Annotated in this window: 11 protein-coding genes and 1 pseudogene; 5 read left to right on the forward strand and 7 right to left on the reverse strand. The window is 68.3% G+C overall.

What is annotated here, in order from left to right; all coding sequences use genetic code 11:
• Positions 1–162: 162 nt before the first annotated feature.
• On the forward strand, positions 163–1,143 hold the full coding sequence (locus SALPAC4_RS0122815) for a DUF817 domain-containing protein (protein WP_019872339.1): 981 nt from the start codon (positions 163–165) through the stop codon (positions 1,141–1,143).
• Here the strand turns inward: SALPAC4_RS0122815 and glpK are convergent, their stop codons facing one another.
• Positions 1,144–2,661, reverse strand: coding sequence for a glycerol kinase GlpK (gene glpK / locus SALPAC4_RS0122820; RefSeq protein ID WP_019872340.1), 1,518 nt, complete (start codon positions 2,659–2,661; stop codon positions 1,144–1,146). It abuts the gene before it with no gap.
• Between the two features lie 265 nt (positions 2,662–2,926).
• Here glpK and SALPAC4_RS0122830 point away from each other — a divergent pair, with 265 nt between their 5' ends.
• Positions 2,927–4,141, forward strand: a complete 1,215-nt coding sequence (locus tag SALPAC4_RS0122830) for a D-alanyl-D-alanine carboxypeptidase family protein (protein ID WP_027645018.1) — start codon at positions 2,927–2,929, stop codon at positions 4,139–4,141.
• Positions 4,142–4,466: 325 nt separating this feature from the next.
• Positions 4,467–5,206, forward strand: a pseudogene (locus SALPAC4_RS0122835) (DUF2306 domain-containing protein); the annotation flags it as partial.
• A 23-nt stretch (positions 5,207–5,229) separates the two neighbouring features.
• Here SALPAC4_RS0122835 and SALPAC4_RS0122840 read toward each other — a convergent pair.
• From SALPAC4_RS0122840 to SALPAC4_RS0122850, 3 genes are all read right to left on the reverse strand, one after another.
• Positions 5,230–5,952, reverse strand: coding sequence for a GAP family protein (locus tag SALPAC4_RS0122840; RefSeq protein WP_019872343.1), 723 nt, complete (start codon positions 5,950–5,952; stop codon positions 5,230–5,232).
• A 154-nt stretch (positions 5,953–6,106) separates the two neighbouring features.
• The gene (locus SALPAC4_RS0122845; RefSeq protein WP_019872344.1) at positions 6,107–6,310 is read right to left on the reverse strand and encodes a hypothetical protein; all 204 of its coding nucleotides are present in this window, start codon (positions 6,308–6,310) and stop codon (positions 6,107–6,109) included.
• A 308-nt stretch (positions 6,311–6,618) separates the two neighbouring features.
• Positions 6,619–7,239, reverse strand: coding sequence for an L-threonylcarbamoyladenylate synthase (locus tag SALPAC4_RS0122850; RefSeq protein ID WP_019872345.1), 621 nt, complete (start codon positions 7,237–7,239; stop codon positions 6,619–6,621).
• Between the two features lie 72 nt (positions 7,240–7,311).
• Here SALPAC4_RS0122850 and SALPAC4_RS0122855 point away from each other — a divergent pair, with 72 nt between their 5' ends.
• Positions 7,312–8,082: an FkbM family methyltransferase gene (locus SALPAC4_RS0122855; RefSeq protein ID WP_019872346.1), complete on the forward strand. Its 771-nt coding sequence runs from the start codon at positions 7,312–7,314 to the stop codon at positions 8,080–8,082.
• A 62-nt stretch (positions 8,083–8,144) separates the two neighbouring features.
• Here SALPAC4_RS0122855 and SALPAC4_RS0122860 read toward each other — a convergent pair whose 3' ends face one another.
• Both SALPAC4_RS0122860 and pdxY read right to left on the reverse strand, forming a co-directional pair.
• Entirely contained in the window at positions 8,145–9,497 is a 1,353-nt protein-coding gene (locus SALPAC4_RS0122860) for a nicotinate phosphoribosyltransferase (RefSeq protein ID WP_027645019.1), read from the reverse strand.
• Between the two features lie 131 nt (positions 9,498–9,628).
• Complete coding sequence (pdxY, locus tag SALPAC4_RS0122865) at positions 9,629–10,480, reverse strand: pyridoxal kinase PdxY (RefSeq protein ID WP_019872348.1); 852 nt, start codon at positions 10,478–10,480, stop codon at positions 9,629–9,631.
• Positions 10,481–10,600: 120 nt separating this feature from the next.
• Between pdxY and SALPAC4_RS0122870 the strand changes: the two genes are divergently transcribed.
• Positions 10,601–10,936: a hypothetical protein gene (locus SALPAC4_RS0122870; RefSeq protein WP_027645020.1), complete on the forward strand. Its 336-nt coding sequence runs from the start codon at positions 10,601–10,603 to the stop codon at positions 10,934–10,936.
• Between the two features lie 83 nt (positions 10,937–11,019).
• Here the strand turns inward: SALPAC4_RS0122870 and htpG are convergent, their stop codons facing one another.
• A complete protein-coding gene (htpG, locus tag SALPAC4_RS0122875; RefSeq protein WP_019872350.1) occupies positions 11,020–12,930 on the reverse strand; it encodes a molecular chaperone HtpG in 1,911 nt (636 codons plus the stop codon).
• Between the last annotated feature and the right edge of the window lie 20 nt (positions 12,931–12,950).

Here is a 12,950-nt window from a genome sequence, read left to right on the forward strand (position 1 = left end):
CCTGATCCGTCGGAAGGGGTGAGCAGCAGCCACGGATCGTCCCGGACGATTTCCGGACCGAGTTCCAACGGCTGCTGCCATCCCGGACTCCAGGAAGGCAACAACGGCGCTGCGGCCCTGGTCGGTCAACACCGACCAGGGCCGCAGCGATAGCGTTCACGAATGACCCCACCCCGGTCCGAGGACAATGCGGTATTCACCGGACCGGAACGCGCCCTGGACCGCCGGGTGCACGCGTGGCTCGAGCACGCTCCGCGTACCGGCTGGAGAGCCTGGGCGGTTGAACTCGCCGCCTTCACCGCCAAGCAGGCGTGGGCCTGCGTGTTCGGCGCCGCGATGCTCGCGGTGGTTGTCGCGGCCCGACTGTGGTGGCCCGACGACGCTGCGCTGGCGCGCAACGACGCGCTGACGGTCGCGGCGCTCGCGATCCAGGTCGTCATGGTCACCACGCGGCTGGAAACACTGCGCGAGCTTCGGGTGGTGGTGCTGTTCCACCTCGCGGGTACCATCATGGAAATTTTCAAGACCGAGGTCGGCTCCTGGTCCTATGCCGACGATGGCATCCTCCGGCTCGGGCAGGTGCCACTCTTCTCCGGCTTCATGTACGCCGCGGTCGGCTCCTACCTGGTGCGCGTGTATCGCCTGTTCGACCTACGGTTCGACCGCTATCCACGGCAGTGGTTGACCGCGGTGGTGGCGGCGGCGATCTACGTCAACTTCTTCACCCACCACTACCTCGCTGACCTCCGCTGGCCGATCATGGTCGGGGTGGTCGTGGTCTTTGGCCGGTGCGTCATGCATTTCCGGGTCTTCCGGCGCCACCTGCGGATGCCGGTGCTCTGCGCGTTCGGGCTCGTCGCAGTCTTCATCTGGCTCGCCGAGAACATCTCCACCTGGTCACACGCGTGGACCTACCCCAACCAGGCCGAGGGCTGGCATCCGGTGTCCGTGAGCAAACTGGGGTCGTGGTTCCTACTAATGATCATCTCGGTGGTCTTGGTGGCGTGGGTGTATCCGCCCCGACCCGTCTCCAATTCGCCCGGTGCCGCAGGGGAACGGGAAGAGCGGGAGGCGGGAGTGCCCGGCCACCCGGGCTCCCGCCCAGCCTCCCCGGAGACGTCCAGCGCGACCAGACTGGGTTGATCAGTCGAGATCAACCCAGTCGAGGGTACGCTGCACCGCCCGCTTCCAGCGGTCATAGCCGGCCTCGCGCCGCTCCGAGGACCAGGTGGGTTGCCAGCACTGGCTCTCGTTCCAGTTCTCGCGCAGCTCGTCGGTACTGCGCCAGAAGCCAACCGCCAGACCCGCAGCGTAGGCGGCGCCGAGCGCGGTGGTCTCGGCGACCGTCGGGCGGCTCACCGGGACACCGAGGATGTCGGCCTGCAACTGCATGCACAGTTCGTTCTCCGTGACACCCCCATCCACCTTGAGGCGCCCCAGCGTTACGCCGGAGTCCTTCGCCATGGCCTCTGCGACGTCTCGGCTCTGGTAACAGATCGACTCGAGGGTGGCGCGGGCGATGTGGGCGTCGGTGTTGAACCGGGACAGGCCGACGATCACGCCGCGGGCGTCGGAGCGCCAGTACGGGGCGAACAGGCCGGAGAACGCGGGCACGAAGTACACCCCGCCACTGTCGTCCACCTGGCGGGCCAGGATCTCACTCTGCGCCGCCGAGTTGATGATCTTCAACTGGTCCCGTAACCACTGCACGGCAGACCCGGTGACGGCGATCGAGCCCTCCAGCGCGTACACCGGCGGCTGGCCGCCGAACTGGTAGCAGACCGTGGTGAGCAGGCCGGCCTGGGAACGGACCAGCTCCGTACCGGTGTTGAGCAGCATGAAGTTGCCCGTACCGTAGGTGTTCTTGGCCTCCCCTGGGGCGAAACAGACCTGACCGACGGTGGCTGCCTGCTGGTCGCCGAGATCCCCGGTGAGCGGGACCGCGCCGGTGAACGGGCCATGGGCGGCGGTGACACCGTAGGAGTCCGGGTCAGACGACGGTCGGATCCGCGGCAGCATCGCCCGCGGGATGCCGAAGAAGGACAGCAGTTCGTCGTCCCAGTCCAGCGTCGCCAGATTCATCAGCATGGTGCGACTGGCGTTGGTTGGATCGGTAACGTGCACGCCGCCCGCGGTGCCGCCGGTCAGATTCCACAACAGCCAGGTGTCGGTGTTGCCGAAGATGGCCTCCCCGCGCTCGGCCGCCTCCCGCACTCCGTCCACATTCTCCAGAATCCACTGGATCTTGCCGCCGGAGAAGTATGTCGCCGGTGGCAGTCCGGCCTTTTGACGGATCACCTCCCCCTTACCTGAACGTTCCAATGCGGAGGCGATCCGGTCGGTCCGGGTGTCCTGCCACACGATGGCGTTGTGGTAGGGCCGACCGGTCCGACGATTCCACACCACGGTGGTCTCCCGCTGGTTGGTGACCCCGAGCGCGGCGAGGTCGCTGACGGTGAGGCGATGCTCGTACAGCACGGTCCGGATCACCGTCTGGGTACGCTCCCAAATCTCCACCGGGTTGTGTTCGACCCAGCCGGGTCGCGGCAGGATCTGCTGATGCTCGAGCTGGTGGCGACCCAAGTCAGTACCAACATGGTCAAAAACCATGAAACGGGTACTGGTGGTGCCCTGGTCCACCGCGGCAACGAAATCGGCCATTCGAGTGCTCTCCTTCGCAGGTCGTCCGAACGAGTCGATCAGACGCGGCGCAGGAGGGGTACCGCAAATCAGACCAAAAATGGGACGGGCAGCAGGTCTGGTTCTGGTCGAATACGCCCCGAGGCTCCCGGAGTGGAAGAACGGTACGCCCGACGTGAATGCCGAACAGGCGGGTGCCCCCGTGCCCACCCTTCTCCCCGGCGCCGATTCGCCGCGCTTCTCCTAACCACCGCGGGCTCGGCCACGCCCCACTACCGTCCCTCGTGTGACTATCCGTCGAATCACCGTGCCAGCAGTCGTCGTGGCAGTCGGGGCCATCGTCGTGTCGCCCGCCGCACCGGTCACGGCCCACAGCCGGACAGCCAGCACCGGAGCCGAGCCATGCCCCACTGTGGCGGCACCGACCCGGCCGGCTGGCACGCCCTCACCGCCTCCGGTCGGCCCCGCCGAAGCCGCCGTCGGCGGTGCCGGGCTGGCCACCACCGGGTTGGTCGTGCCGGCCGGAACCCCGACCGCGCCGGCGGTCACCGCGACCTCCTGGGTCGTCGCCGACCTCGACAGCGGCCAGGTCCTGGGGGGCTGTGGCCCGCACCAGCACCGCACTCCCGCGAGTGTCCAGAAGCTCCTGCTCGCCGCGGCCCTGATGCCCCGACTCGACCCGACGACAGTCGTCGAGGTAGCCCGCGACGACCTGCACGACCTCGACCCGGCGAGCTCCCTGATGGGGGTGGTCGCAGGCGGCCGGTACACGGTCGAGGAGCTATGGCTGGGGCTGCTCCTGCAGTCCGGTAACGATGCGGCCAACGTCCTGGCCCGGCTCGGTGGTGGTGCCGACGGCCGGGAAGGCGGGGTAAGGGTGATGAACGAGGAGGCGGCGCGGCTCCGGGCCAACCAAACCCACGCGGCGACACCATCCGGGCTGGACGGTCCCGACCAGTACACCAGCGCCTACGACCTGGCGCTGATCGCGCGGGCCGCTTTCGCACGCGAGGACTTCCGCCGGTACATCGCCACCCGTGCGGCGAGTGTGCCATCCGCACCGGGCCGCTCCGCGCTCGCCCTCACCGGTGACAACACCCTGCTGGGCAGCTACCCGGGAATGGTCGGCGGTAAGACGGGCTTCACCGACCTGGCCCGACAGACCTACGTCGGCGTGGCCGAACGCGACGGCCGGACGCTCACGGTGACCCTGCTCGGTGCGGAGACCGCCCCACTGGGCAGCTTGGGTGAGGCCACAGCGTTGCTCGACTGGGGCTTCGCCCTCGCCCCCGAGAAAGCGGTCGGCGAGCTGGTCACGCCGGATCAGGGAGGTCAGAAGGAGAACGAGCAGGTGGTCGTGGCCGGTGATGAGGGCCCCGGGACGGGCACCTACTCCCGGTCGGTGATGTCGGTCGTGATCGGCACCGTAGCCGCCCTCGGTACCGTCCTGGTTGGCGTCTTCGCCGGATGGCGGCGGGCCAGTCGACGCACGGCCGCCTGAGGGCCGCCGTACGCGCGCATCCGCCCAGCCGTTGCATCGGCAATGCCCGTCCGGCGAACTACCGGCTACGCCAGCCGCGAACGCTCCACCCGACCCGGTCCGGCTCCCTCACTCACCCGGCGTGACCCTCCGTCGCTGGCGTCAGCTCGGAGCCAGGCCCGCACCCGGTAAGAGCGTCGGTATTCCGTTGCCAGGACTGCGACCAATCCACCTCGCTTGACAGTGTACGGCGTACACCCTACCGTTGGAGCAAGGTGTACGTCGTACACCTGGATTCGTCCCCAGCCGGGCGGATCACCGCGTCACAACGAACAAGGGGCATGCCGTGCCTACATCATCCAAGCGAGAGTGGCTCGTTCCGGCCGGGCTGATCGCGCTCAGCGCCATCCCAGTAATCGCCGGCACATTTCGCATCACCGAACTGACCAGCGATACAGCAGTCACCCCGGAGAACGCCCGCTTCTTTGCCTCACCAACACCGGTGCTGGTCCACATTGTCAGCTCCGCCGTCTACTGTCTGTTCGGCGCGCTTCAGTTCGCCCGCGGCTTTCGCCGCCGCAGGCCCGACTGGCACCGCATAGCCGGACGCATCCTTATCCCACTCGGGCTCGCCTCGGCCTTGTCCGGCCTGTGGATGGCGAGTTTCTATGATCGCCCGGCCCAGGACAACGAACTCCTCACCGGCATCCGACTTATCGCCGGGGCCGCCATGGTCGGCTGTCTCATCCTCGGCTTCACCAGCATCAGACAGCGGAAGATCGTCGGTCACCGCGCCTGGATGGCGCGCGCGTACGCAATCGGCCTCGGGGCGGGCACCCAGGCCCTGACCAACGCGCCCTGGATTCTGCTGACCGGCGAATCAACCGGAACCCCCCGGGCCTTGCTGATGCTCGCCGGCTGGCTGATCAACATTGCCGTGGTGGAGTGGGCGCTCCGCAGGAGACCCAGGCAGCCACGCCGCGCCGCTGGCGGCCGGACGCCACAAACGCGAGCCGCCGGACTTTCACGACCTACAGCCAGCAGGAGCGCCCAGGGATCAGAGACAAGAGCACGGCTCGTCTCGGACAGCGGTGCAGGCTGAGCGGCCCTCAGGTCGCCCTCGACAGCGCGGCGAAGAGCTCCAGGTGGTTGGCGGCGTCGCGCGCGAGGAGAATGCCGATGATGCCCACGATCCAGCCGGTGGTCTCGGCCGCGTGGCGAACCATCCACCGGTTGACCGCCGCGAGCACCGGCTGCACCAGCCCGGCCGCGACCAGGCGTGCCGCCAGCAACACAAGTGCGGGCAGCACCATGACGACGCAGTAGCCGGCGAGCACGGCGACGCTCGCGGGTAGCGTCAGCGCGGACGCGCCGAGCAGCCCGATGGCCGCCAGATAGGGAAGCATCGTGGTGGCCTCCAACGTCACGGCAGCCAGGGCCAGCCCGACCAAAGCCGGGGTGGATTCGCGCCCGCCCATGGCCCGCTCGCGCCAGCGCAGCAGGCGACCCGGCTGCGGTTCAGCCGACCCTCGCTTCCAGCCGATGACCAGGCCGAGACCGACCAGGCCGATCCCCACCGCGAGTTGCACCACCCGGAACGGCGTAGTTTCCAGCACGGGACGCACCTCGTCGAGCAGGGCCGCCGCACCGACGAGCAACACCACGCCGAGCACGAGATAGCAGGCGGCAACCGTGGCGAGGAAGACCAGCAGCCGGCTCGGGCGCAGCCGACCCGGCGCCAGCATCATCCAGATCGGGATGAGTAATGTTCCGAAGCTGGTGCTGTCGATCAGGGCCAGGACGACCAGCGATCCGATCAGGGCCAGGTCCACGGCGCGCTCCCCCTCCGAGTCACGAGTGCGATGCTACGGCGAGATCGCAACAGGGCTGTTCATGGCCCACGCCCTTGGGCACGGCCGGTCTTACCGGCTTCACCCATGTTGCACCACGACCGGAGGGCAAATACCGGCCACGGCTTTACTGAAGTCACTTCAACAGCTTGTCAGCTTCAAGCCAGGTGAAGTTAATCAGTCGACCGTTACAGGTGAAGAGAATTCCGACTCGGATCAGATCCACATCCACGTGCTCTTCGGTGAGCAGGACCGACAGCTCCCCCACCTCAGGGTGCGTGGCAGGGATGAAGAAGTTGGACCCCTGGAACGCCGACCCGCCACTTGGGTGGTCCGCCATTACTGGCATATCCCCGTAGTAACGTGCCGCCCTTTCCGCCAACCCTGATGACCCGAGGGAGTAGCCGTCACCTTGATACGCCCTCACCTACATGAACCCTGAGTGCGTCACATAGATAATGAAACGGAGGCGACAACCAGCGTGGCGATCACTATTGCCCAGCGTCGTTGCGCAAGCACGGCGGAAGTCCATTCCCTGGGATTCCCATGGCTCGCGTTTGGGACCCTACATTGATCTACCCGGGCAGACCACCCCGGGCGAATAGCTGACCGGTCGAGCAGATCATCGCCGCCGATGCGGCAACCCAGCTACTCGAAACGGGACGGGTCCCCCGCGCCATGCCGCAACACCTCTGGCTCGTCGCCCGACAGGTCAACCACGGTGGTCGGCTCCTTGCCGCAGTCGCCGGCATCCACCACGCCGTCGAGCACGTGGTCCAGCCGTTCCTTGATCTCCCACCCCTGGGTCAACGGCTCCTCCTCCCCAGGCAGGACCAGGGTGCTGGAGACCAACGGCTCACCGAGCTCGGCCAACAATGCCTGGGCGACGGCGTGGTCGGGCACCCGCACTCCAACGGTGCGCTTCCGCGGATGCAGCATTCGGCGCGGCACCTCACGGGTGGCCGGCAGAATGAAGGTGTAGCTGCCCGGGATGCAGGACTTCACCAAACGGAACACTGCGTTGCTGATCTGCACGAACTGACCGAGCTGCGCGAAATCCCGACAGACCAGCGTGAAGTGGTGCCGCTCGTCGAGCCGGCGAATCTCCCGGATCCGGTCCAGCCCGTGACGATCACCCAGCTGAGCGCCGAACGCGAAGCAGGAGTCCGTGGGGTAGGCGATCAAGCCACCGTTCCGGACCAGCCCGACGACCTGCCGCAGGGTCCGGGGCTGCGGGTTGTCCGGATGCACGTCGTAGTACCTCGCCATGGGCCGAGCCTAGTGGCTCGCAAGTGTGCCGCCGAGGTAGCCCGGCTCCGGCCCGGCGTCTAGGGTCCGTTCGTGCCCGTCAACCTCGAGGTGGTCGATGCTCTCCGGGCCGACCCCGCCGCCAGCTCCCTACGCCCCTCGCTCGACCTCTCGTACGGTGACCCCGGTCGCACCACCGCTATGGACCGCTTCCACACCCAGTTCGTCCGCCCCGACGATCTCGTCTTCGACATCGGGGCCCACGTGGGCGACCGCACCGCCAGCTTCCGCCGGCTGGGTGCCCGGGTGATCGCCGTCGAGCCGCAACCACTCTGCGCCCGGAGCATCCGGGCCCTCTACGGCGACGACGATCAGGTAACGGTGGTGGAGGCGGCGTGCGGCATGGCGACCGGCCTCCTGGAACTCCACATCAACTCGGCCAACCCCACTGTCTCTACCGTGTCACCGCACTTCGTCCAGGCCGCCGACGGCGCCGAGAACTGGCAGGGGCAGGTCTGGGACGCACGGCTGGCCGTCCCGGCCACCACCCTCGACGTCCTCGTCGCCGAGCACGGCCTCCCCGCCTTCGTCAAAATCGATGTTGAGGGCTTCGAGGATGCCGTCCTCGCCGGATTGAGTCACCCGCTGCCGGCGTTGTCGTTCGAGTTCACTACGGTCGCGCGGGCGGTGGCCCACCGAGCGCTCGACCGCGCCGTCGCGCTCGGCTTCACCCGCTTCAACCTGGCCCTCGGGGACGCGATGGCGCTGGCCGAGCCGGCCTGGCTGACCGCCCCCGCGCTGGGTGCGCTCCTCGACTCCCTGCCGCACTCCGCCAACTCCGGTGATGTCTACTGTCGTAGGTAGGCCACTATCGACCGGCGCTATTGACGACCCGCCAACGGCCGGGGGCAGACTGACGTGGGGCACTATCCCGACTGCCTGCCGGTGCGACCCGAGCGGGCTGCCGCTGCCACCCGCTCGTGCAGGCCGGCGAGCTCCGGGCTGACCGTCACGGCCGGCGGAACCGGTTTGGTCAGCCGTCGGGCTGGCTCGGGCAGCCATGCCAGGTCCGCCTCGAATCGGTCCCGCGCGGCCCGTACCGCCTGGGCCGCGGCAGCGGTGTCGAGCCGCCGTCCGGCGCGCATGACCGGCACGAGCAGCGGCTCCCGGCCTGGCGGCGACGCTTCGGTGTGCAGCCCGAGGAGGTCGCCGTCGGTGCCGCTGGGGTCCCGGAAGACCTGCTTCGCGCCCGGCAGGGTGACCTTGCCCGACGACAGCTTCACCACTGGTCGGTCGCCGTAGCTGACCAGCTTGTACGCGCTGTCCAGGGACGGCGCGTCCGCGGAGACCCCCATCCTGGTGCCGACGCCGTACCCGTCGATCGGGGCATCGGCCGCGACCAGCCCCGCGATGGCCTCCTCGTCCAGGCCCCCACTGGCCATGATCTTGACCTCGGTCAGGCCCGCCGTGTCGAGGATCTCGCGGGCCTGCCGGGCCAGCGCGGCCAGGTCCCCGGAGTCCAGCCGGACCCCCGCCGGACCGCTCCGTCCGAGCTCCGTGAGGACATCAACAGCAGCCTGTACGCCGGCTGGCGTGTCGTAGGTGTCCACCAGGAAGATCGGGTTGACCGGGAAGTCGCTTGCAAAGGCGCGGAAGGCAGCCCGCTCGTCCGGGAACGCCTCCACGTACGAGTGAGCCATCGTGCCGGACGGTCGCAGCCCGTACCGACGGGCTGCCTCCACATGACTGGTCGCGGCGAACCCGACGATCGCAGACGCCCGGGCGACGCCGGCACCCGCCGCCAGCCCATGGGTACGGCGGAACGAGAAGTCGACCAGCTCCGCGCCACCGGCGGCGAGCCGACACCGCGCCGCCTTACTGGCGATCGTGGTCTGGAAGGTGATCAGGTTCAGCAGACCGGTCTCGACCAGCTGCGCCTCGGCGAGCGGTGCCGTGACCTCGAGCAGCGGCTCGTCGGCGAAGACGATCCGCCCCTCCGGCACCGCCCGCACGTCTCCGGTGAACCGGAGCGGGGCGAGCGCCGCCAGGGCCGACTCGTCGAATCCATGGACATCCCGCAGGTACGCCAGCTCGTCGTCAGCGAACGAGAAGGTCTCCAGAAACGTCAGCGCCTCGTCGAGCCCGGCGGCCACCAGGAAGCCGCGGCGCTCCGGCAACCGGCGGGAGAAGAGGCTGAAGGTGGCGGGTGCGGTCAGGTCGTGGCGCAGGTAGCTGGCGGCCATCCGAAGCTCGTAGAGGTCGATCTGGAGACCGGTCATGTCGCCCTCCTCCACGGGTGTCCGGACCGTCCGACGCTGGGCGGTCCGGACACCACCAACTCTGGTCGAAGCAGGGTCGCGATGTGCCGGGAACGGCACATGCGCCGCCAGAGGTGTCGAGTAGCTCTGGATCAGCGCAGTCGGCGGGCGGTGAAGCCCGACGGCGGGCTGGCGATCGACTCCTGGGCCGCGACCAGTTGGAGCTCCCGGGTACCCGCCGCCAACGTGGCCTCGAAGATCCGGAAGATGCTTGCGCTGGTGCGCTCCAGCGCGGTCGCGGGCGAATCAGTGGTCCACAGGTGCGCGAGGTAGAGCGCGGCCGTGACGTCCCCGCCCCCGTTCGGACTGATCGGCAGCATCGGTGTGGTCACCGCCCAAGCCCCCTCCTCGGAGACAGCCACCAGCTCCAGTTGCTCCTCCGGCAGGTCCCGGTGGAGCACGCTGGTGACCAGCACGTGCCGCGGCCCGGTCGCCCGCACCTTGTCGACCGCCGCGAGTAGCTCCGCCAGCGTCTCGGTCCGACCGCCGGCGAGATACTCCAGCTCGAACTGGTTGGGCGTGATGATGTCCGCGTTCGGTACGACCGCGTCACGCAGGTACTCCGGGATTCCGGGACGAGCGAACATCCCCCGCCCCACGTCGCCCATCACCGGATCGCAGCAATAGACGGCGGCGGGGTTGACGGCTTTCACCCGGCGGACCGCGTCAATGATCACCTCACCCATCGCCGGGTCGCCCTGGTATCCGGAGAGCACCGCATCGGCCTGGGCGAGCACTCCGCGGTCGGCGATGCCCGCGATGACCTCGGCGACATCCGCAGGCGCCAGCAGCGGCCCACGCCATGCGCCGTAGCCGGTGTGATTGGAGAAGTGGACCGTCAGTACCGGCCACACCTCGTGGCCGAGGCGTTGCAGCGGAAAGACGGCGGCTGAGTTACCGACGTGGCCGTAGGCAACCGACGACTGGATAGACAGGATTCGCACCCGACCATCATCGTGGTTGGGGCCGCGCCAGTTCCCACTACCCCCGCCCCGACGTGCCCGTTCAGCAGAAGCGGCGCGGAGTGGAGGTAGTATCGCAGCAGCTCAGAAGGGGGGCCCGAGATGTCCGATACTACCAACCATCGGCCCGTAACCGGCAGCGGCCGTCCGAACGAGGTGAGCGACCCACTGCTGTGGGGGCTGGCCCTCAACGTGGCGGACGCGCACCAGCCGGACGCCGCAGGCACCGAATGCGTGAACCTGCTCTGCGCCGGCCAGGTCTGGCCCTGCACCGCCTGGCAGTCCGCCCAACGCGCGCTTCGGATGGCCCAGACACCACCCGGGCAGCGGCCCGCCGAACCGTGGCGCGGGCGGACGGACGAGTGGAGCGCCTCCCACGCCGGCCCGCCGCGTCCCATCACACCGGAGCAGCAGCGCCACCGCGACATCGCCGCCTGAGCACCGGTCGCCGCACGGCGACCGGTGCGTTCAGTGCCGCTACCCGGGGGCGCCGGCGCTGCCAGCGCCCCCGGCGGCGCGGATCAGAGGGTACGAGCGAGACGCTCGGCGAGGATCCGAGTGAAGCGGGACGGGTCGGCCAGTTCGCCCCCCTCAGCGAGCAACGCCATTCCGTAGAGCAGCTCGGCGGTCTCTTTCAGTGACTCCTCAGTGACACCCTGCTCCTGAGCCTTACGCAACCCACTGACCAGCGGGTGCGTCGGGTTCAGCTCGAGAATCCGCTTTACCTGCGGCACCTCGTGCCCCATCGCGCGGTACATCTTCTCCAGCGTCGGCGTGATGTCCTGCGCGTCACCGACCACGCAGGCCGGTGAGGTGGTCAGCCGGGCGGAGAGGCGGACCTCCCGAACCTGGTCGGCGAGGGTACTGCCCAGCCAGGTGAGCAAATCGGCATACTCGGTGCGCTGGCGCTCCCGTTCGGCCTCGGCCGCCGAGCGCTCCTCCTCGGTGTCCAGGTCAACCTGGCCCTTGGCGACCGAACGCAGCGTCTTGCCCTCGTACTCGCCGACCCGCTCCACCCACACCTCGTCAACCGGATCGGTGAGCAGCAGCACCTCGAAGCCCTTGGCCCGGAACGCCTCCATGTGCGGCGAGTTCTCGATGGTGGTGCGGTTCTCGCCGGTGGCGTAGTAGATGTCAGTCTGGCCGTCCTTCATCCGCGTGACGTAGCCGGCGAGGTCGGTCGGCTCGGCCGGATCGTGGGTGGAGGCGACGGAGAGGAGCTCCAGGAGTGAGTCCCGGTTCTCCGTGTCGTCGATCAGCCCTTCCTTGACAACAGCACCGAACTCGGTCCAGAAGGTGCGGTACTTCTCCGGCTGGTTGGCCTTGAGGTCCTTGACGGTGGCGAGGATCTTCTTGACCAGACGGCGGCGGACCACCTGGATCTGCCGGTCCTGCTGGAGTAGCTCGCGGGAGATGTTGAGCGACAGGTCGTGCGCGTCAACCACGCCCTTGACGAAGCGCAGATAGCCCGGCATCAGCGCTTCGCAGTCCTCCATGATGAAGACGCGCTTGACGTAGAGCTGCACACCACGTCGTCCCTGTGGGGAGAAAAGGTCCAGCGGTGCGTGGGTGGGGAGGAAGAGCAGCGCCTCGTACTCGAAGGTGCCTTCTCCCCGCATGTGCACGACCTCGAGCGGGTCGGCCCAGTCATGGCTGACGTGCTTGTAGAACTCGTGGTACTCGGCCGGCTCCACCTCGTCGCGGGACCGCGCCCAGAGCGCCTTCATCGAGTTGAGCGTCTGCACCTCGGTGGTCGGCTCGCCCCCGTCGGTGCCGGGCTGCTCGACCGCCATCCGGATCGGGTGGGCGATGAAGTCGGAGTACCGCTTGACGATCTGCCGAATTGTCCACTCGGCGGCGTAGTCGTGCAGGTTGTCCTCGGAGTCGGCCGGCTTGAGGTGCAGCGTGACCGCCGTTCCCTGCGGAACGTCCGCGGCGGAGGCGATCGTGTACGTGCCCTCCCCGCTCGACTCCCAGCGGGTGCCGTCGGTCGCTCCCGCCTCCCGGGTGACCAGGACAACCCGGTCGGCGACCATGAACGCCGCGTAGAAACCGACGCCGAACTGGCCGATCAGCTCCTGCGACGCCTCCGCGTCGGCTGACTCGCGCAGCTTACGGAGCAGCTCCGCGGTGCCGGACTTGGCGATCGTGCCGATCACCTGAACGACCTCGTCGCGGGACATCCCGATCCCGTTGTCCCGCACGGTCAGCGTACGTGCGTCCGGGTCGACCTCGATCGCGATGTGCAGGTCGGCGGTGTCGACGTCGAGGTCCTTGTCCCGCAGCGACGCCAGGCGCAGCTTGTCCAACGCGTCGGAGGCATTCGAGATCAACTCGCGCAGGAAGACATCCTTGTTCGAGTAGATCGAGTGAACCATCAGCTGAAGCAGCTGGCGTGCCTCCGCCTGGAACTCCAACGTCTCACTACTCACGCCGTGTCCTTTCGTCCCAT

This window comes from Salinispora oceanensis (assembly GCF_000383575.1).
GTDB classification, from domain to species: Bacteria; Actinomycetota; Actinomycetes; order Mycobacteriales; family Micromonosporaceae; genus Micromonospora; species Micromonospora oceanensis.

Coding starts and splice junctions, on each gene's coding strand:
- SALPAC4_RS0122815 (WP_019872339.1), top strand. CDS start 163: ATGACCCCACCCCGGTCCGAGGACAATGCGGTATTCACCGGACCGGAA.
- glpK (WP_019872340.1), bottom strand. CDS start 2,661: ATGGCCGATTTCGTTGCCGCGGTGGACCAGGGCACCACCAGTACCCGT.
- SALPAC4_RS0122845 (WP_019872344.1), bottom strand. CDS start 6,310: ATGGCGGACCACCCAAGTGGCGGGTCGGCGTTCCAGGGGTCCAACTTC.
- SALPAC4_RS0122850 (WP_019872345.1), bottom strand. CDS start 7,239: ATGGCGAGGTACTACGACGTGCATCCGGACAACCCGCAGCCCCGGACC.
- SALPAC4_RS0122860 (WP_027645019.1), bottom strand. CDS start 9,497: ATGACCGGTCTCCAGATCGACCTCTACGAGCTTCGGATGGCCGCCAGC.
- SALPAC4_RS0122870 (WP_027645020.1), top strand. CDS start 10,601: ATGTCCGATACTACCAACCATCGGCCCGTAACCGGCAGCGGCCGTCCG.